Here is a 19,334-nt window from a genome sequence, read left to right on the forward strand (position 1 = left end):
TGGGCTTGCACCTCATAAAAGAAAAAATTACTTTGCTTATTACTTCTTTCTCAAACCTAAATAGCACACATTTTTTGCCATTATGCCCAGGATGACAAAAACCTAAATATCCGTAGACTCTAGTTCACGCAAATAATTTTCCAAAATAACAACGGCGGCCATTTTATCGATTACTTTTTTTCGTTTGGCCCTGCTAACGTTAGCTGCGATAAGCCTCTCTTCAGCTTCTGCAGTTGAATAGCGTTCGTCGTAACTTTGCACTTCAAGCTGGGGAAGCGTTTGATTTATGAAAGCCCTCAGTTTTTCTTGCAGCTGCTCGATGCCCAATGCACTCTTTCCTTTTTGGCCTTCAGCATCAAGAGGACTTCCTACAATTATTTTTTTCACTTCATATTCCTGGCATAGATGCAAAATATGTTCGAAATCCTTTGATTGCCCTTTTCGTTCCCAGGTTTCTAAGCCTTGCGCAGTCCATCCCATGGGATCGCTAACCGCAATGCCAATGCGTTTTGTTCCAATATCGAGGCAAAGTATTCTCATGTGATTTATTTGATTTTGCTTTCTTCTTTTTTCTCTTTTATGCTGCAGAAATGATTCGATACACTATGCACATTTCTGGAAAAGTCCAAGGAGTATTTTATCGTGCTTCCGCGCAAAAAATTGCACACTCTCTTTCGCTTATGGGCACCGTAAAAAACTTACCAAACGGAGATGTGGAAGTCGTCGCCGAAGGGGAAAAAGAAGCGCTTGATGAATTCTTTAGATGGTGTAAAGAAGGTCCCACTCAAGCTGAAGTAGATTCTGTCTCAAGAAAAATTTCTTCGGCTACTCAAGAGTTCACAGCATTCACCATTCTTCGCTAAAGGAGTCCACATGTTTTACCGAAATGCATTTTTCACTTTCTTTTTTTCACTTTGTTTCCTCTCTACACTTTCGTGTAGTTCTAACACTTCCCATTCTAGTGATGTGCTGGCAAACATAAATGGAGACACCATTACCGAGGCAGACTTGGAATTTTTGGCTGAAATTGATCCTCGCATAAAAGGCCAAATTGCAAACCCTTCTACGCGCGAACGTGTTTTGGCTGAACTTGTGAACCAATCATTGCTCTATCAAGAAGCCGTAAAAAAAGGGATGAACCGAGATCCAAAAGTAAAAAGGACGCTCGATTTTTACCGCCGCAACATTATCTCTAGCGCTTACTTAATTGGTGAAATTGAAAATGCTGCAAAAAAACATTACGAGGAGCATCAAGATGAATTTACTCATTTAGAATTAGCACACATCATGATCAGCTTTGAAGATACTACAAAAGATAAAAAAGCTGCTGCTGGAAAAGCTGAAGAAAATGCTTTGAATAAAATTAAAGCCATAAAAGCTCGTCTCGAAAAAGGTGAAGATTTCGCAACCCTTGCAAAAGAACTCAGCGACGACAACATCAGCAAGTCTCGCGGTGGACAACTTGGCCAAGCTTCAAAAAACGACCAACGCCTTGCGGCACGCGGCTTTGATCCCCTTGTGGAAAAAGCTTTCGAGATGAAAGTTGGCGAAGTTTCCGGCCCCATCAAAACGGCAAAAGGATATCATCTTATCACGGTCACCAAAGCTGCAGAACTTGCTCAGTTTGAAGAAGTGAAAGATCGTATTGCTTACCAAATTGGCGCAAACATAAAACTCGCTGAGATTGATAATCTTAAAAAGCAAGCTTCTGTTGTTTATCCCCAAGATGAAAAACGAAAAGCTGCTGCCGAGAAGGCTGCTGAAGCAAAAGATAAATCAGAAAACAAAGCCGCCTCAATTTCTCCTGCTGATATTCAAAAAAGTATTAAACTTAAGCAAAACCCCGACCAAAGCAAATCTGCCGAGAGCAAGTAAATATTTTTATCACAAAACAAAACCCCTGTCTGCATGAAGCAAACAGGGGTTTTTCTTTTTCAGTTGTTTTTTTTGTTATGATTCTGCTGGGCCGAAACGATATTCCATCTCATCGCCTACTTCAATTTTATGCTGTTTTACAAAACCTGCATTCACCTCAAGTACATATTTGTATGGCTTAGCGGAATGTAAAAGTTCAGTAGATTCCGGAACGGTGTTCTCGATGATGCTTACCACTTTCAAATCTTTTCCCACAAAAATAATATCCAGTGGAATAAAAGTATCTTTCATCCAAAAAGAATCTTCCACTTCTTGATCAAACACAAACCACATGCCGTTTTGCTGAGGAAGAGCTTCACGATTCATCAAGCCTTGTGCACGTTGCTCTGGTGTTTTTGCAACTTCAACGGTGACAGAGATAGTTTCATCAGCAGTTTTGATGGAGACCGTCGCAAGCGAAATGCCAGATAAATCTGACGGCACATCCACGCCTTCTTCGCCTCCAGCCTTTTGCTGAGACGGATCGTTTGGATTCAGCAACGATGACCCTGTCGATTTTTCGCAAGAAAACATCAGACTTCCGAATAGGAAAAGGGCAAGGGTAAGAGAAACATTTTTCTTCATGGGATTTCCTCTCTGTTATGAAAAACTTTTCACATTCTATCTCGAACTCACACCATAAGCAAAGAATTGATGCGGTCAAGAGGAAAGAAAGAGAGAAAAACTAGGGCGTGATGACAATCAGCTTCTTGTCATTCTGAGCAAAGCGAAGAATCTACTGTATTTGCGAGGAGATCCTTCACTACGTTCAGGATGACAACCGTAAATAGAAAAAATTATGAAATCAATAATTTGTCTTTAATTATCAACAGCTCTAGTGTGCTATTGCAGCTTTAAGGGTAGCTCCAATTTCAGCTGGGCTTTTGGCAACACTAATTCCACAAGACTCTAGCTTTTCCATTTTATCTTTTGCGGTTCCTTTTCCACCTGCAATGATGGCACCCGCGTGGCCCATACGTTTTCCGGCAGGAGCTGTTTGACCAGCAATGAAACCCACAACAGGTTTTGTCATTTTAGCCTTCACATAATCCGCTGCTTCTTCTTCATCTGTCCCACCAATTTCGCCTATCATCACCACTGCTTTTGTTTCAACATCAGCTTCAAAAGCTTGGAGAACGTCGATAAATTTTGTGCCCGGAATTGAATCTCCACCAATACCAACACACGTTGATTGGCCAAGCCCAAGTTTTGTCAGTTGATCTACGGCTTCGTAGGTAAGCGTCCCGCTGCGAGAGACAACGCCAATATTTCCCGCCATGTGAATATGGCCAGGCATAATTCCAATTTTGCATTCGCCCGGAGTAATAATGCCAGGACAGTTTGGCCCGATAAGACGAGATTCTTTTCCGCGCAGATATTCTTTCACTTTCACCATGTCTAAAACGGGGATACCTTCTGTGATGCAGCAAATAAGCGGCATTCCGGCATCAACAGCTTCAACTATGGCTGCTGCTGCAAATTTTGCTGGCACAAAAATCATGGTCGCATTGGCGCCTGTATTTTCCATGGCATCAGCCACAGAATTGAAAACAGGAATACCTTCAACTTCTTGGCCACCTTTTCCCGGAGTGACACCACCCACCACGTTTGTACCGTAATCGCGGCAACCAAGCGCATGAAATTTTCCATGCGAACCAGTGATGCCTTGAACAATTAATCGTGTTTCGTTGTTTACCCAAATACTCATATGCACTCCAATATCATTTTTAAAGATTCATTAATGTGCTAAACTTTTTACAATTTTTTGCGCCGCTTCGGCAAGACCTTCGGCTGGCACAATATTGAGGCCCGACTTTGATAAAATATCTCGACCTTTTTCAACATTGGTTCCCTGCAAACGCACAACAAGCGGCACTTTCACGTCTAGCTCTTTTGCTGCTGCAATAACCCCTTCGGCAATAATATCGCATTTCATAATGCCAGCAAAAATGTTTACCAAAATACCTTTTACGTTTTTGTCTTTCAAAATAATCTTGAATGCTTCAGTTACTGTTTCTTTTGTAGCAGAACCACCCACATCCAAAAAGTTGGCTGGCTCACCACCATAATATTTGATGATGTCCATAGTAGCCATGGCAAGTCCAGCTCCATTTACCATGCAACCAATATTTCCATCTAGCTTGATGTAGCTCAAACCAAATTTGTTCGCTTCAATTTCACTTGGTTCTTCTTCGGTGAGATCGCGGTAAGCTTCGAGTTCTGGATGGCGGAAAAGCGCGTTATCATCAACGGTGATTTTTGCATCAAGCGCCATCAATTTATTTTCACCCGTTACAACGAGAGGATTGATTTCAACAAGTGACGCATCTGTTTCAAGATAAGCGAGATACAAAGCTTGCACAAAGTCGGTAAAGCTAGACTGTGCTTCATTTTCCAACTGAAGTGCTTTTGCAACACGAAGGCCTTGCTCGGCTGTAAATCCAGTATTGGGATCAATGCTTTCTTTAATCATTTTTTCAGGATGCTTCTCGGCAACTTCCTCAATTTCCATTCCACCTTCGGTAGAAGCAATGAGCGTAAGATGTGATGAAGCTCTATCTAAGGTGATGCCAATGTAAAGTTCGCGCGCAATATTGCAGCCTTCTTCAAGCAAAAGACGTGAAACTTGTTTTCCTTCGGGGCCTGTTTGATGCGTAACCAAATTCATACCCAAAATATCTTTTGCATATTGCTTTGCATCTCCTTTTGTTTTGGCAACTTTTACACCACCGCCTTTTCCGCGGCCTCCAGCATGGATTTGCGCTTTTACTACAATAACTTTTGACGTCATTGCATCAATAGCTTTGTTCGCCTCTTCCAGTTTGAAAGCAACGTGACCAGCAGGAACACTGACGCCATATTTGCGCAAAAGTTCTTTGCCTTGATGTTCATGTAATTTCATATCTGCCTCTCGTTTTTTAAAGTGTATTACGCAATTTGTCGAAAGCCTTCTCCCCTCTTAGATTAAGAGGGGTTGGGGGAGTTATTATTTTTTGAGTGAAAAAACAATAACGACATTTTACGCTTTAAATATTTTTTTCAATGCATGCTTCGTGGTGTCCCAACCTAACGTCGCAATGGCATCGGTAAGCGGAATTTCTTTTGGGCAGGCCTTTACACAGTTTTGTGCATTTCCACAATCTGCAATTCCGCCAGGCCCCATGAGGGCATCGAGACGCTCGGCCTTTGTTCCCTCTCCAACAGGATGATGGTTAAGCAAGTTGACATGAGCCATCACAAATGGGCCCATGAAGGGAGAGCGATCGTTAAACTGCGGACACACTTCACAACAGCAACCACACATCATGCAACGTGAAAATTCATAAGCCTTCTGCTGTTTTTCGGAAGACATTTTTGGACCAGCACCTTTATCGAAAGTGCCATCTATACGAACCCACGCGTTTACTTTTTTGAGCGCTTCAAACATGCTGCTTCGATCAACCACAAGATCTCTCACCGTTGGAAATTTTTTCATGGGTTCCAAGGTGATGGGATGATCGAGATGATCCACTAATGCAGTACAGGCCTGTCTTACACGCCCGTTGATATTCATCGTGCACGAACCACACACTTCTTCTAAACACGAATAATCTGAAGCTACAGGTGTAGTTGGTAATCCATCAGCGTTGATGGGATTACGCTGAATTTCTTGCAAAAGCGTAATCACATTCATGTGAGGTTTGTAGTTGATGTGAAAATCTTCCCAATAAGGGAGATCGTCTGGTCCATCTTGGCGCTTAATTTTTACATGAACAAATTCACTCATGATAAAACCTCATATTTCATTTTCACAATATCGAACAATAAAAAATATCTTACTTGCGTGTTACATCGTAACGACGTTCAACTGGATCGTAATCGTCGATATCAATTTTCTCAGAGTAATCAAAATCTGGCCCAGATTCTGTATGTGAAACTTTTGTAATGCACATCCAATTTGCATCGTCTCTCTCGGGAAACTCAGGCTTGTAGTGCGCTCCACGACTTTCGTTTCGGTTGAGTGCTGCACCAGCAACCGCGCGCGCTAAATCAAACTGACTATGCAAAGTACGCATGGCCGTGATTTCATAGTTCGTCCATGAACCTTTATCAAGCAAGCGACTTCGCAAAAAGCGTTCTTTCAATTCAAGCACTTTTGCATCAACTTTTTTCATTTTTTCATTTTCGCGAACCACATACACATTGTTGGTCATGAGGTCATGCAACTCTTGCTTAATTTTATAAGGATTCTCATAGCCGTTCATATTCATCAGTTTTCGATTGAACGCATTTTGTTCTTCAAGTTCTGATTCTCTCACTGAGCTTTCAAGGTCTTCGGCACCTTTGTCTTGACCATTGGCAAACTCAACCATAGCAGGCCCTGCAACGGTTCCGCTGTAAACAGTAGAGAGGAGTGAGTTCGCACCCAAACGGTTTGCACCATGGTATTGGTAATCAGACTCACCGGAAGCAAACAACCCTGGAATGTTTGTCATGTGTTTGTAATCTACCCAAAGACCGCCCATGGTGTAATGAACTCCAGGAAAAATTTTCATGGGAACATCACGAGGATCAACACCAACAAATTTTTCGTAAATTTCAAGCACACCTTTTAAACGTGAGTCGAGGCGTTCTCGATCAATATGTGTAACGTCTAAATAAACACATTCACCACCATCAACTCCAAGCCCCAAATCTTTTACTACTTTCCAAATGGCTCGGGCTGCAATGTCGCGCGGAACGGTGTTTCCGTAGGCTGGATACCACTCTTCAAGGAAGTACCATGTCTTTCCATCTTTAGGCACCCACACTCTTCCACCATCACCGCGAACGGCTTCTGAAATGAGTCGCATCTTATCAGTTCCAGGAATGGCAGTTGGATGGATTTGCACAAATTCAGGATTGGCAAAAATAGCACCTTGTGTGTAGGCTTGCGTGGTTGCATAGCCAGCGCAGTGAGTAGAACCAGTGCATCTTCCATATAAATAACTGTAGCCGCCTGTTGAAAGACAAACAGCATCAGACGGGAAAGCCCTTGTTTCCATGGTTTTCATGTCGAGTGCTGTAATACCACGGCAACGACCTTTTCCATCTTTAATGATGGACATAAAATCCCAACCTTCAAATTTGGTGACGCATCCTTCAACTTCAAGCCGTCTTACTTGCTCATCGAGCGCATACATAAGCTGCTGGCCAGTGGTTGCACCTGCAAATGCGGTACGGCGTTTTTTTGCTCCGCCGAAACTGCGAAGATCGAGATCGCCTTCGGGAGTACGATTGAACATCACTCCCATGCGGTCGAACAAATGTACAATCTTGGGAGCTTCAGCTGTCATGGCCTTTACCGGCGGTTGATGTGCTAGGAAATCTCCACCATAAACGGTATCGCGGTAATGCTGATACGGCGAATCGCCTTCACCTTTGGTATCGATGGCCGCGTTAATTCCACCTTGTGCACAAACAGAATGTGAACGACGAACAGGCACTTGAGAAAAAAGCTGAACTTCAGCTCCTTTTTCACATGCCTTAATCACGGTCATAAGGCCTGCAAGCCCACCACCCACAACAATTATTTTTGGTTTTCCCATAGAACCCTCTACAACTTCTAAAGCAGGTGGCACAAGCCTTTCCTGCCAATGACTAAAACGCTAGAATGATGACAATACCCCAAATGGACATGATCACACACAGTGGCCACAAGAGATACGAGGTCACTTCTTGCGAACGCTTGCTTTGAGTGATGCCCCAAGTAATGAGCATGGTGGCAATACCATTTGTCATATGAAAACACGCTGCCAAAATACCAATGACGTACAACACTTTCACTCCCATGGGAGATAAGTATTCGTGCATGTATTGATAATCGACATGATGGCCCGTAAACACTTGTCGCAAGCGAGTATGCCAGACGTGGTATGCAATGAAAGGAACTAATAGAACGCCAGTTGCGCGTTGCAACATGTACATCCAGTTACGATAATATCCATAACGGCTTACGTTTGAAGCGCCACTGTAGACGATGACAATTCCAAGCAAAATGTGAAACAGAATAGGAACAGCAAGCAATCCTACTTCGAGAAAAATGGTGAGAGGAAAATTTTGGGTTCCAGCCACAAAATTGCTAAAGGCTTCCGGCCCCATCAACACGGTGGAATTAAAAAGGAAATGGGTGAAAAGAAAAAAGGCAAATGGAAAAAGTCCTAAAAGTGAATGAACCCTTCGCAACCAAAAATAATGCGTATTGACAGCTGTTGATAACATATTTCCTCCAAACGTGGCCGTTGTATACAGTTGCAGGATATGAAGGTCAAGCCCAAATCAGGGAAAACCAATGCAAAATCTATTGCTAAAGCAGGTGGTTAGCAGTGTAAGCCCATTTCTTCTTTTGCTGCTCTTGTTACAATATGTCAATACAGAGTATTGACATATCTCATAAAGAAGCTGTATCATGAGCTCTATGGCAAAACCCACAAAAAATGTACAACTTCAGATTCGAGTTTCGGCAGAGGAAAAAGAAGCTCTTCGTAAGGCTGCAAAAAAAGCTGGATTAGACATGTCAGAGTATGTGCTGCTCTCCCTTTTTCCTTCTCAGAAAAAAAAGTTTCGCGAATTGCTTAAAGCTCTTGCTGCAGCAAAAACTGCAAGTTACATCCTTGCCGAAATACACGATCTCTTTGTAAGCATGTCTGCACAAACGTTTGAAGAATCTGTAGCAGAACCACTTCCTCAAAACTTATCGGTATACTTACAAAATTATGTAGCAGCCATGATTGAAGAAGCTGCAAGCCAGAAGGGCTGCGCCTTTCCACGGCATCTTGCAGATATAGACAGGCTTGATGAAGCTGTGTTTGGAAGCATCATTAAAAAACTTCATTTCTATCTTTTACTTCATTCTCCCCTTTCTTTTCGGCGGAGAAATATTTTTATTGATTCAAGCATAGGAGCTCGTGTGTAAATGAGTGCACTTACAGAAAAAAAAATAAAAAAACTTTTTCATCTTCTGAATGAAGAGCTTACACAAGAAAAAGTGCAAGGTGAACTGTATCTTGTTGGCGGCGCTGTTATGTGCCTTGTCTTCCAAGCACGAGATGCAACAAAAGATGTGGATGCGTTTTTTGAACCAAGCACAAAAATACGCCAAGCAGCGGCAAGGGTTGCCGTGAAAGCGAAGCTTGATGCGGATTGGCTCAATGATAGCGTGAAGGGCTATCTCAGCCAAAAAGGAAAGTTTGTTCCTTTCTTAGACTTGAGCAATCTTAAAATAATGGTAGCTAATGCCGAATACCTCTTGGCCATGAAGTGCCTTGCCATGCGTATTGGAGAAGAGTTTCATGACGAAGAAGACATTCGATATCTTTTGCGATTTTTAAACTTAAGCTCCTATAAAAAAGCATGTGCTCTTATTGAAAAGTACTACCCCATAAAACAATTCCCACAAAAAACACTTTACGCTCTCGAAGAAATACTTCCCGAAAAATAAAAAACCCCTCTTTCGAGGGGTTTTGAAAAACTCAAGTGCAGATAAGCTTTAAACTCTAGGCCCAGCGGCTTTTACGGCGTCGCTTGCTTGTGCTGAAAAGTGTTCGAAATTTTTTGCGAACATTTCGGCCAATTGTTTTGCTTTTGAATCGTAAGCTTCTTTATCGGCCCAAGTGTTGCGTGGGTTTAACACGGTAGTGTCTTCAATACCGGGACAAGTGTTTGGGATAAGCACCTGGAAAACCGGATGGGCTGTGGTTTCTACGTTGTCTAGCTTTCCGGAAAGTGCTGCATCAAGCAATGAACGTGTTAAGCTAATTTTCATTCGCTTTCCCGTTCCATAAGCTCCACCACTCCAACCGGTGTTGACAAGCCAACACTTCACATCGCCCTTCTTCAATTTTTCACCCAATAAGTGTGCATATTCAGTTGGATGAAGCGGCAAGAAAGGATCTCCAAAACAAGCAGAAAACGTTGCTGTTGGCTCTGTTACACCAGCTTCGGTTCCTGCAACTTTAGCCGTGTAGCCTGAAAGGAAATGATACATCGCCATTTCAGGAGTAAGTTTTGAAAATGGAGGCAAAACGCCAAATGCATCGCACGTTAAAAAGAAAATATTTTTGGGAGCATCACCAACACCTTCAAGCACAGCGTTTGGAACTTTTTCGATGGGATACGTTGCGCGCGTGTTTTCGGTGATGGAATCATCGTTGTAATCCACTTCACCCGCTTCGTTCATCACTACATTTTCAAGCACACTGCCTCGGCCGATGGCATTCCAAATTTGAGGCTCAGCTTCTTTAGAAAGCTTAATCACTTTTGCGTAACAACCGCCTTCGATATTGAAAACGCCGCAATCGTTCCAACCATGCTCATCGTCTCCAATAAGCTTACGCTTTGGATCTGCGGAGAGTGTTGTTTTTCCCGTGCCCGACAAACCAAAGAACAATGCGGTATCGCCAGATTCACCTATGTTTGAAGAACAGTGCATTGAAAGCACATGCTTTTGTGGAAGCAAATAATTCATCACCGAGAAAATGCCTTTTTTCATTTCGCCGGCATATTCTGTTCCTAAAATGACAATGCGTTTTCCGCTGAGATCGAGGCCAACAAACACTTCAGTTTTTGCGCCATGCACACCAGGCTCTGCTTTGATTTCGCAAGCGTTTACAACCGTGAATCCTGGCACATGGTTTTGAAGTTGCGCCTCAGTAGGACGAATAAAAAGAGTCTGCGCAAAGAGTGACTGCCACGCTTTTTCAGTTACCACACGCACTGGAAGGCGATAGTCATGTTCGGCACCAGCAAACCCATCAAAAACGTAAAGCTCTTTTTCGTTCAAGTGCTTCAACGCTTTATTCCAATAATATTCAAAGTCTTCGCTGGAAACAGGATGATTTACTTTTCCCCACCAAATTTTATCTTTTGTTTTTTCATCTGAAACAACGAAACGATCTTTTGGACATCTTCCCGTGTATTTTCCAGTGGAGACAACAAGGGCTTCATTTTTGGCCAAAGCTCCTTCGTTGCAGCGAATGGCGTGCTCGATCAGCTCGTCAGTTGAAAGGTTTCGAAAAATTTCCTTTTTTGGGGAAAAACCCAAGGCTTCTAAATTATACGTAGACACGAGACACTCCTTCTTCAAAAGATTGTAAGAGACCAGTTGTCCCCGCTGTAGTTAAGATTATGGGGGATGGCAAGAAAAAAAGGCTCAAAAACGCGATTTCAAGCCAAAGAACAAGGATTCCGCTTAAAATGCCTTTTCTCTTCCCTCACTGGCACTGGCGTAGGTAGCCAAAATGTCGTGCCGGCTGATAATACCGATCACTTTCAGGTGGTTGGCCTCATCTACAACGGGAAGACGATCGATGTCTTTGAAGCGAAGCCTTTCTGAAATAAGGTCTAAAGTTTCCTCAAGACTCGCCGTTGGTGGACTTGTGCGCATTATTTCTTTTGCGGTCAGCACATCTCCAAGTTCGGCCAACAGAGGAAGAGTGGATTTTAATTCTGGATAGGTAATTAAGCCAGAAAGTTCGCCTGCATCATTCACCACCACAAAACCGTTGTGAACATTTTTGTGAAAGTAACCAATGATTTCTTTAAGCTTTATGTTTTCAGAAAGTGTATCAACGTTTTTTGTCATTACTTGTGCAACGGTAATGGTGGAAAGAATATTTTTACTCTCGTCTTCGCCCAACCTAATGCCTCGTCTCAGCAATTTTTTGGTATAAATGGTTTCTTCTCCAAAAGCATATGAAATAAGTGTAGCTGAAACTACAGCGGTCATCATGGGAAGAATAATTTTGTAGTCATTGGTCATTTCAAAAACAACTAACACAGCCGTGATAGGAGCTCTTGTTGCACCCGCAAACACTGCTCCCATACCGGCAAGCGCGTAGGCCCCTGGAAGAATGCCAAGGCCTGGAAATATTTTTGCGTAGAGCGTACCAATACATCCTCCAAGCATGGCACCCATAAAAAGTGACGGCGAAAAAATTCCACCCGATCCGCCAGAACCAAGAGTAAATGAAGTGGCAAAAAGTTTGGCCACGGTAAACAAAAGCAACGCTCCGAAGGAAAGCTTTCCCCAAAGCGCCACTTCTGTAATGTGATGGCCAGTACTCAAAACTTCTGGGATTAAAAAACCAAGCACTCCCAGCAAAAGCCCACCAATAGCAGGTTTCGTCCAATCAGGAACATTTACTTTTTCGTCAAAGAAATCTTCGAATGCATAAAGAACAGTGGTGAAAATTTTTGCCCACACCGCACCAATAACACCAAGAAGAGCATATAGCCCAAGCTCCCATACCGAGTTGAGATCGTATTTTGGAATAGTGAAAAAGAAACTTTCACCAAGTGTTAGCCTGGCAACGGCTGACGCTGTCACCGCAGAAATCACCACCATCGAAAATGAATTGGCCGAAAATTTTTGCAGAATCACTTCAAGCGAAAAAAGCACCCCCGCAATAGGAGTGCCAAAGGTTGCTGCAATACCTGCAGCAGCGCCACATGCAACCAACATTTTGGTTACACGCCCCGACATATTAAAAAGCTGACCAACCGCAGATCCAAATGCAGAGCCAATTTGCACGATAGGGCCTTCTCTTCCGGCTGAGCCTCCGCTCCCGATGCAGATACAACTTGCAATTGCCTTCACCACCGCAACGCGAGGGCGAATCTTGCCTTCCCGTCTCGCCACTGCAAACATCACTTCGGGCACACCATGCCCTTTTGCTTCCTTTGCCCACTTCGTCACCATGGGGCCAATAATCAAACCTCCCAAAGCAGGAATGAAAAAAAGAGCATACGATCTTTTGGGAACACCGTGTGAATCAAAATGAAGAAGGTATTCCGAAAGAAAACTTAAGAGTTCGTTGAAGAGATAGGAAGCAAAACCAGTAATGACGCCCACAAGCAAAGAGAGAGCTACAAATTTTTGAGTTGCCGTACCTGAAGTAAAAATCTGCTTCAGAAAAGCGAATGCTCTCGAAGAAGATCCTGCACTCATCGCAAATAGCTTTTTTACTCTCTCCATAGAAAAGAACCTCTTTTTTGGATCAAAATGTGAATGAAGCCTGGTCTATGATGAAGCCTTCTTTAAATGTCAAGGATAGCATCCGAAATACAAAAAAAAGCCACTAGCATTTTACTAGCGGCTTTAAGAGTGGAGAAAAATCTTTAGTGCGGATTTACGATATCACCGGTTTTGTGGTCGGTTTGATAGAGCAAGTGATTCCAAGCATCTTTCTTGTTTTTTTTGTGAAAGAGTTTTTGGCCTTTTGAAAGAATAAGAGCTCTTTCTAAAACCTGATCCATATGCTCAACCGGAATAATTTTTAAATCTTTCAAAATTTTCTTCGGAATGTCCTTCAAGTCTTTTTCATTCTCTTTTGGAATGAGCACTTCTTTGATATTTCCACGATGCGCCGCAAGCAGCTTCTCTTTCAAACCGCCAATTGGCAATACTCTGCCACGAAGTGTAATTTCACCTGTCATGGCTATATCTTTTCGAACTGGAATTTGAAGCAATGCCGAGGTAACGGTTGTGGCCATCGTGATACCAGCAGAAGGACCATCTTTTGGAATAGCACCTTCAGGTAAATGGATGTGGATATCAATTTTTTCGTAAAAATCGGTGCTGAGATTAAGTTCATTAGCTCTGGTACGAATGTAACTAATAGCTGCTTGAGCAGACTCTTTCATCACATCGCCAAGTTTTCCGGTAACAATCAGTTTTCCTTTTCCTGGCATAATTGAAACTTCAGTGGTCAGCAATTCGCCACCAACTTCGGTCCACGCAAGGCCGGTACACACACCGATTTGATTTTTTTCTTCGGCAACTCCAAATGAAAATCGTGGAACGCCAAGTAAGAGCTCGATACGCTTTGGAGTAATGCGAACTTTTTTCTTTTTCTCTCCAGCGGAAGCAACTTCTTTTGCAACTTTTCTGCACACCGAAGCAACTTCTCTTTCAAGGTTACGAACGCCGGCTTCTCTTGTGTAGTGGCGGATCACAAACTTGAGAGCATCTTCGGTAAATTCGATATTTTTTATATCGAGACCGTTTGCTTCACATTGTTTGGTCACCAGATATTTTTCTCCGATTTTTACTTTTTCAAGTTCGGTGTAACCCGGAATACGAATCACTTCCATGCGATCGCGAAGTGGACCAGGAATATTCGGCAATGTATTTGCTGTTGTGATGAACATCACGTCTGACAAATCGTAATCTAAATCGAGGTAGTGATCGTTGAAGTTTTCATTTTGTTCTGGATCAAGCACCTCAAGCAAAGCGGAACTTGGATCGCCACGGAAATCCATGCTCATTTTATCAATCTCATCCAGCAAGAAAACTGGGTTTGAAGAATTCGATTTTTTAATTGATTGAATAAGCTTTCCTGGCATAGCTCCAATGTAAGTGCGACGATGTCCTCTAATTTCAGCTTCATCACGAACGCCGCCAAGACTAATGCGAACAAATTTTCTTCCAAGAGCTCTTGCAATGGAACGAGCGAGAGATGTTTTTCCTACTCCCGGAGGCCCCACCAAACAAAGAATTGGTCCGCGCATTTTGTCCACCAACGACTTCACAGCCAAGTATTCAAGAATGCGTTCTTTAGGTTGCTCGAGACCAAAGTGATCATCGTTTAAAATATCTTCAGATTCTTTTAAATCGTTTTTATCTTTTGTGCATTCTCCCCAAGGAAGTCCGATAACCCAATCGATGTAATTACGCACCACTGTTGCTTCTGCGGACATTGGGCTCATCATTTTTAATTTTTTAATTTCTTTTTCTAGTTTTTCTCGAGCTTCTTTACTGAGTTTTTTCTTTTTCATTTTCTCTTCAATTTCGAGAATTTCAGCTTTGAACTCGTCTCGCTCTCCAAGCTCTTTTTGAATCGCTTGCATTTGCTCGTTCAAGTAATATTCACGCTGTGTTTTTTCCATTTGCTTTTTCACACGCGAGCGAATGCGACGTTCAACTTGCAAAATTTCAATTTCAGATTGCATCAAGCTCATCAAACGTTCGAGTCTTCCTGATGGTTCAACAATTTCTAAAATTTTTTGTTTATCAGGAAGCTTTAAGGAAAGATGCGCCACTATTGTATCTGCGAGACGCGAAGCTTCATCAATAGTAGAAACACTTGCCAGCATTTCTGGCGGAATGCGTTTGTTGAGTTTTACGTATTGTTCGAAAGTTGATTTCACACCGCGCATCAACGCTTCAATTTCAACTGTGTTGATATCGGCATCTTGAACAGCTTCAGCTGCCACCAAAAAGAAATTTGGATTTTCTAAATACTGCACAACACGTGCTCGCTTCTTCCCTTCTACCAACACTTTGACAGTGCCATCGGGAAGTCGAAGCAATTGAATAATAGATGAAAGCGTACCTACTTTGTAAATATCTTCTTGTTTTGGATCATTGGTTTTTGCGTTCACTTGAGCAACAAGCAAAACATCTCGCTCTTTGTTCATCGCTTCTTCAAGCGCAGCTATCGACTTTTCTCGGCCTACAAAAAGAGGAACCACCATGTGCGGAAACACAACGATATCACGAAGTGGCAAAAGCGGAACTACTGATGAACCAGAAACTGGTGTGTTACTTGGAACACTTGGTTTATTTTCATTTTCTTGATCAGGCATAAAGTCTCCCCTTTATTCAAATTCCCTCTTCGGAAAGAAGATGGAAAAAACACCGTGATTGAAAGATCGTTAAGAAAAACGTAGAACACGTCTTGGTCAGGCAGTCTCAGCTTGCTTTTCGAAGACAAGCAAAGGCTTCGACTTTTTCTTAATAACATCTTCGTTGATGACAATTTCTCTGATGTCATTTTGAGAAGGTGCATCGTACATCACATCTAACATTACTTGCTCGATGATGGCGCGCAAACCTCGAGCACCAGACTTTCTGCGAATGGCTTCTTTTGCAATGGCTTTTAGTGCGCCCTCGGTAAAGCTGAGTTTAATTTTTTCCATTTCGAGCAAGCGAATATATTGCTTTACCAATGCATTTTTTGGCTCAGATAAAATTTCGACGAGCGCTTTTTCATCGAGGTTGTCGAGGGTAGCAATAACCGGAATTCGTCCCATGAATTCTGGAATGAGTCCAAATTTTTGAAGATCTTCAATTTGTACTTCGCGAATAGTGTTCTCTGTTCCTTTTTTCTTCGACTTCACATCTGAACCAAAGCCCAAGCGTTTTTCCCCAGATCGTCGTTCGATTATTTCTTCCAAGCCCACAAACGTTCCGCCAAGAATGAAAAGAATATTTGAAGTATCGATAGGAATAAATTCTTGTTGTGGATGTTTTCTTCCGCCTTTGGGTGGAACACTTGCAATGGTTCCTTCAATAATTTTGAGCAGCGCTTGCTGAACACCTTCTCCAGAAACATCGCGAGTGATGGAAGGATTTTCAGACTTACGCGCAACTTTATCTACCTCATCTATATAGATGATACCGCGCTCGGCTTGCGTTTTGTCGTAATCTGCAGCTTGAAGCAAAGAAAGCACCACATTTTCAACATCTTCTCCAACGTAACCTGCTTCGGTGAGGCTTGTGGCATCTGCAATAGCGAAGGGAACCTTAAGAAGACGCGCTAAAGTTTGCGCCAAAAGAGTTTTTCCCGTTCCTGTTGGGCCAATAAGCAAAACGTTTGATTTTTGAATTTCAACATCATCGGCATAGCCGTGATTTTTTTGTTCGATCCGTTTGTAGTGATTGTGAACCGCAACCGACAACACTTTTTTCGCCATCTCTTGACCGATCACATATTCATCAAGCACTTTGTGAATTTCAGCTGGCTTTGGAACACTGAGCTTCTCTCCAGACTGAAGACCACGTGTATTTTCTTCGGCAACGATATCGTTACACAAGTCGATGCACTCATCACAAATGTAAACGTTTGGACCAGCGATCAGCTTTTTGACTTCGCGCTGACTTTTTCCACAAAAGGAGCAGCAAAGGTCTAAGTTGTCATCGATTGGAGGTTGTTGCGACATGGCTTCCTCGTGTATGGCGAAAAAACTCGCCTCGTAGAAATCGTTATTTTTTCATTTTTCTGTATGTAACCACTTCATCAATAAGCCCATAATCTCTTGCTTGCTGCGCGGACATGAAATTATCACGCTCAGTATCTTGGGCTATGCGCGAAATATCCTGATTGCTGTGACTCGCTAAAATACCGTTGAGCTCTTCACGCATGCGAAGAATTTCTCGCGCGTGGATATCGATATCACTCGCCTGACCACGAAACCCGCCAAGAGGCTGGTGAATCATAATTCTGGCATACGGAAGCGCATGACGCTTTCCTTTGGCTCCGCCGGAAAGGAGGACAGCGGCCATACTTGCAGCCTGCCCCATGCACAAAGTTGAAACCTGCGGTTTGATGTATTGCATGGTATCGTAAATGGCCATCCCTGAAGTAACCACACCTCCTGGGGAATTGATATACAAAAAGATATCCTTCTCTGGATCTTCAGACTCCAAAAAAAGCAACTGGGCTATTACCACATTGGCCAAAGAATCGGTGATGGCTTCCCCAATGAAAACAATACGATCTTTCAAGAGGCGAGAGTAGATATCAAAGGCTCTTTCACCACGAGCAGACTGCTCAACAACCATTGGGATTAGTTCATTTTTCACGGTTTTTGCCTTTATGAAAGCTACTTCGTTTTTTTAACTTTGCTTGGTTTTTTTGTATTTTTTTCGTTTTTTTGAGCTACTCGTTTTATTTTAGCTTCATTTAGCACAAAATCAAGCGCTTTCTCCAAGAAAAGTTCAGATTCTACACGTCCCAATGAACCTTGTTGTTGTAGAAAAGCCTTCACCTCTTGAAGTGGCTTGCCAGCTTGCTTTGCCATGAGTTCAATGCGCGCTTCAATTTCGGCTGCTTCCACTTTGATGTCTTCCTGCTTGCCAATCGCGTTCACCAACAAGAAAGCTCTGGTGCGAAGCATGGCTTCATCATGATTTCCGGTAATAAACTGTTGCACGTCAAAGTGAGCTGTATCAAAGCTTTGCCCTTTTGACTCAAGCTCTCGCTTATGCTGTTCAAGCATAGAGCTGAGTTCGGTGTGTAACATTACTTCTGGAACTTCGATTTTATTTTTTTCGCACAAATGTTCGATGATTTTTCTGTGGAGTTGGCGACGATCCATTTCACTTTTTGCCTCTGCAATTCGCTTTTCAAGATCAGCTTTAAATGCTGCAAAGTTTTTGTAATCGCCTAAAGATTTTGCCAAGTCGTCATTAAGTTCCGGCACTATTTTTTTCCTGAGTTCTTTCAGCTTTACTTCAAACTCACCTTTTTTTCCGGCAACATCAAAATTGAAATAATCTTCGGGATAATCGAAGTGAATGGTGCGCGTCTCGCCCACTTTCATTCCTTTAATTTGATCTTCAAACACTGCCAACAACTGGCCGGTGCCACATTCAACCACAAAGTCTTTGGCTTCGGAACCTTTGAAGCTTTCGCCATCGGCGGTGCCCTTAAAGTCAATAAGCGCCATGGTTTCACCCGAGAGCTCACCCTCTTCAAGCGGCTCCAACTGTGTCATTTGTCTTTGCAAAACCGTAAGTTCATTTTCAAGGTCCTCTTCGCTTGCCTTACATTCTTCAGCCTCAAGCTTGATGCCTTTGTAATCTTCAACCTTTATCTCTGGAAAAACATCGAAAAGCGCACGGTATGAAAACGGCTTCCCTTTTTCGTACATGCCTGGCTCGATGCGTGGCTCGGAAAGGGGCTGCACCTTTGCTTCTTTTACTGCCTCTGGATAGGTATCCTGCACAATTTGCTTCACCAGCTCTTGGTCCATTTCGGCGCCAAGTTTCTTTTCAAGCATGGCGGTGGGAACCTTGCCTTTTCGGAAGCCGGGAATACGAACTTCTTTGGCCAACCGTTGCAAGGTTTTCTTGCGGCTGGATTGAATGAGTTTTTCAGGAACCTCAACGTTGATGGCCTGTTTTACACTGCTGATAGTTTCTACATGTGCTTTCATAATTTCCCTCTCATGCTGTTGACGTAAAATGTAATTGCGCGCGCTTATTCCATCTTCTTCCCTGAAGATCCAGCCAAAAAATGCACAAGGCCGGCACTTGCGGGCACACCCTTAGCGGGAGTTGTAAATGATATCAAGAAAAGGGGAAAAAGCAGATACTTTTTAGCACGTTCTATCATTTTTGGTCATTTTCGGCAGTTTCTTTGCGTTATAGGACGTTTTTACCATCTTTTCTCTTCGCGAAACGGAAAAAAGGTGAAAATCGGAATCAAAAAACTCGCCTTCACCTTAATCCACTCCTTCAAGGAAGAGGAGATAAAAACCTGGGTTATCCTTTTGCAAGAACTTACATATTTCGCTTGTCAGCAAAATGAAAACCCGATAGATAGGCCGCCGCTTCGAATAAATGGAATGCACTTTCTTCGAAGTTTCCTTGATTTTTGAGTGCTGCGGTGGCGGAA

General features: G+C 42.7%; 18 protein-coding genes. 5 read left to right on the plus strand and 13 right to left on the minus strand.

The window, feature by feature from the left end; genetic code table 11:
* Positions 1–102: 102 nt before the first annotated feature.
* On the minus strand, positions 103–540 hold the full coding sequence (locus COV43_04270) for a Holliday junction resolvase RuvX (GenBank protein ID PIR25568.1): 438 nt from the start codon (positions 538–540) through the stop codon (positions 103–105).
* A gap of 50 nt (positions 541–590) precedes the next feature.
* Here COV43_04270 and COV43_04275 point away from each other — a divergent pair, with 50 nt between their 5' ends.
* Together COV43_04275 and COV43_04280 are read left to right on the plus strand one after the other, a co-directional pair.
* Positions 591–863, plus strand: coding sequence for an acylphosphatase (locus tag COV43_04275; GenBank protein PIR25569.1), 273 nt, complete (start codon positions 591–593; stop codon positions 861–863).
* 10 nt (positions 864–873) lie between these two features.
* Positions 874–1,875: a hypothetical protein gene (locus tag COV43_04280; GenBank protein PIR25570.1), complete on the plus strand. Its 1,002-nt coding sequence runs from the start codon at positions 874–876 to the stop codon at positions 1,873–1,875.
* A 75-nt stretch (positions 1,876–1,950) separates the two neighbouring features.
* Here the strand turns inward: COV43_04280 and COV43_04285 are convergent, their stop codons facing one another.
* The 6 genes from COV43_04285 to COV43_04310 form a co-directional block, all read right to left on the minus strand.
* Positions 1,951–2,499 carry a hypothetical protein gene (locus tag COV43_04285; protein PIR25571.1) on the minus strand — a complete coding sequence of 183 codons (549 nt, stop codon included), beginning with the start codon at positions 2,497–2,499 and terminating at the stop codon, positions 1,951–1,953.
* Positions 2,500–2,749: 250 nt separating this feature from the next.
* The gene (locus COV43_04290) at positions 2,750–3,622 is read right to left on the minus strand and encodes a succinate--CoA ligase subunit alpha (GenBank protein ID PIR25572.1); all 873 of its coding nucleotides are present in this window, start codon (positions 3,620–3,622) and stop codon (positions 2,750–2,752) included.
* 30 nt (positions 3,623–3,652) lie between these two features.
* Positions 3,653–4,816 carry an ADP-forming succinate--CoA ligase subunit beta gene (locus tag COV43_04295; GenBank protein ID PIR25573.1) on the minus strand — a complete coding sequence of 388 codons (1,164 nt, stop codon included), beginning with the start codon at positions 4,814–4,816 and terminating at the stop codon, positions 3,653–3,655.
* A gap of 117 nt (positions 4,817–4,933) precedes the next feature.
* Positions 4,934–5,680: a succinate dehydrogenase iron-sulfur subunit gene (locus COV43_04300; GenBank protein PIR25574.1), complete on the minus strand. Its 747-nt coding sequence runs from the start codon at positions 5,678–5,680 to the stop codon at positions 4,934–4,936.
* 49 nt (positions 5,681–5,729) lie between these two features.
* Entirely contained in the window at positions 5,730–7,481 is a 1,752-nt protein-coding gene (locus COV43_04305; GenBank protein PIR25706.1) for a succinate dehydrogenase flavoprotein subunit, read from the minus strand.
* Positions 7,482–7,533: 52 nt separating this feature from the next.
* A complete protein-coding gene (locus COV43_04310) occupies positions 7,534–8,154 on the minus strand; it encodes a succinate dehydrogenase (GenBank protein ID PIR25575.1) in 621 nt (206 codons plus the stop codon).
* A gap of 187 nt (positions 8,155–8,341) precedes the next feature.
* Here COV43_04310 and COV43_04315 point away from each other — a divergent pair, with 187 nt between their 5' ends.
* Both COV43_04315 and COV43_04320 read left to right on the plus strand, forming a co-directional pair.
* Positions 8,342–8,848: a hypothetical protein gene (locus tag COV43_04315; GenBank protein ID PIR25576.1), complete on the plus strand. Its 507-nt coding sequence runs from the start codon at positions 8,342–8,344 to the stop codon at positions 8,846–8,848.
* A complete protein-coding gene (locus COV43_04320) occupies positions 8,849–9,373 on the plus strand; it encodes a hypothetical protein (protein PIR25577.1) in 525 nt (174 codons plus the stop codon).
* Between the two features lie 48 nt (positions 9,374–9,421).
* On the opposite strand, the gene pckA is transcribed toward COV43_04320, so the two are convergent.
* The 6 genes from pckA to tig all read right to left on the minus strand — a co-directional run bounded on the left by pckA (position 9,422) and on the right by tig (position 18,942).
* Positions 9,422–10,999, minus strand: a complete 1,578-nt coding sequence (gene pckA / locus COV43_04325; protein ID PIR25578.1) for a phosphoenolpyruvate carboxykinase (ATP) — start codon at positions 10,997–10,999, stop codon at positions 9,422–9,424.
* 123 nt (positions 11,000–11,122) lie between these two features.
* Complete coding sequence (locus COV43_04330) at positions 11,123–12,907, minus strand: chloride channel protein (protein ID PIR25579.1); 1,785 nt, start codon at positions 12,905–12,907, stop codon at positions 11,123–11,125.
* Between the two features lie 143 nt (positions 12,908–13,050).
* Positions 13,051–15,519, minus strand: a complete 2,469-nt coding sequence (locus COV43_04335; protein ID PIR25580.1) for an endopeptidase La — start codon at positions 15,517–15,519, stop codon at positions 13,051–13,053.
* A gap of 96 nt (positions 15,520–15,615) precedes the next feature.
* Positions 15,616–16,875: an ATP-dependent Clp protease ATP-binding subunit ClpX gene (locus COV43_04340; GenBank protein ID PIR25581.1), complete on the minus strand. Its 1,260-nt coding sequence runs from the start codon at positions 16,873–16,875 to the stop codon at positions 15,616–15,618.
* A 43-nt stretch (positions 16,876–16,918) separates the two neighbouring features.
* Complete coding sequence (clpP, locus tag COV43_04345) at positions 16,919–17,518, minus strand: ATP-dependent Clp endopeptidase, proteolytic subunit ClpP (GenBank protein PIR25582.1); 600 nt, start codon at positions 17,516–17,518, stop codon at positions 16,919–16,921.
* Positions 17,519–17,538: 20 nt separating this feature from the next.
* Positions 17,539–18,942 (minus strand): trigger factor, encoded by a 1,404-nt coding sequence (gene tig, locus COV43_04350; protein PIR25583.1) that lies wholly within the window; start codon positions 18,940–18,942, stop codon positions 17,539–17,541.
* Positions 18,943–19,128: 186 nt separating this feature from the next.
* Here tig and COV43_04355 point away from each other — a divergent pair, with 186 nt between their 5' ends.
* Positions 19,129–19,317 carry a hypothetical protein gene (locus COV43_04355; GenBank protein PIR25584.1) on the plus strand — a complete coding sequence of 63 codons (189 nt, stop codon included), beginning with the start codon at positions 19,129–19,131 and terminating at the stop codon, positions 19,315–19,317.
* The last annotated feature ends 17 nt before the right edge of the window (positions 19,318–19,334 follow it).

The sequence above is a fragment of the Deltaproteobacteria bacterium CG11_big_fil_rev_8_21_14_0_20_42_23 genome (assembly GCA_002796345.1).
GTDB lineage: Bacteria > UBA10199 > UBA10199 > 2-02-FULL-44-16 > 2-02-FULL-44-16 > 1-14-0-20-42-23.

Bases quoted from the DNA above. Each gene is read 5' to 3' on its own strand.
- COV43_04275 (PIR25569.1), top strand. From the start codon at position 591: ATGATTCGATACACTATGCACATTTCTGGAAAAGTCCAAGGAGTATTT.
- COV43_04310 (PIR25575.1), bottom strand. From the start codon at position 8,154: ATGTTATCAACAGCTGTCAATACGCATTATTTTTGGTTGCGAAGGGTT.
- COV43_04330 (PIR25579.1), bottom strand. From the start codon at position 12,907: ATGGAGAGAGTAAAAAAGCTATTTGCGATGAGTGCAGGATCTTCTTCG.
- COV43_04285 (PIR25571.1), bottom strand. From the start codon at position 2,499: ATGAAGAAAAATGTTTCTCTTACCCTTGCCCTTTTCCTATTCGGAAGT.
- COV43_04290 (PIR25572.1), bottom strand. From the start codon at position 3,622: ATGAGTATTTGGGTAAACAACGAAACACGATTAATTGTTCAAGGCATC.
- COV43_04320 (PIR25577.1), top strand. From the start codon at position 8,849: ATGAGTGCACTTACAGAAAAAAAAATAAAAAAACTTTTTCATCTTCTG.
- COV43_04295 (PIR25573.1), bottom strand. From the start codon at position 4,816: ATGAAATTACATGAACATCAAGGCAAAGAACTTTTGCGCAAATATGGC.
- COV43_04280 (PIR25570.1), top strand. From the start codon at position 874: ATGTTTTACCGAAATGCATTTTTCACTTTCTTTTTTTCACTTTGTTTC.
- COV43_04335 (PIR25580.1), bottom strand. From the start codon at position 15,519: ATGCCTGATCAAGAAAATGAAAATAAACCAAGTGTTCCAAGTAACACA.
- COV43_04340 (PIR25581.1), bottom strand. From the start codon at position 16,875: ATGTCGCAACAACCTCCAATCGATGACAACTTAGACCTTTGCTGCTCC.
- COV43_04305 (PIR25706.1), bottom strand. From the start codon at position 7,481: ATGGGAAAACCAAAAATAATTGTTGTGGGTGGTGGGCTTGCAGGCCTT.
- COV43_04315 (PIR25576.1), top strand. From the start codon at position 8,342: ATGAGCTCTATGGCAAAACCCACAAAAAATGTACAACTTCAGATTCGA.
- COV43_04300 (PIR25574.1), bottom strand. From the start codon at position 5,680: ATGAGTGAATTTGTTCATGTAAAAATTAAGCGCCAAGATGGACCAGAC.
- COV43_04270 (PIR25568.1), bottom strand. From the start codon at position 540: ATGAGAATACTTTGCCTCGATATTGGAACAAAACGCATTGGCATTGCG.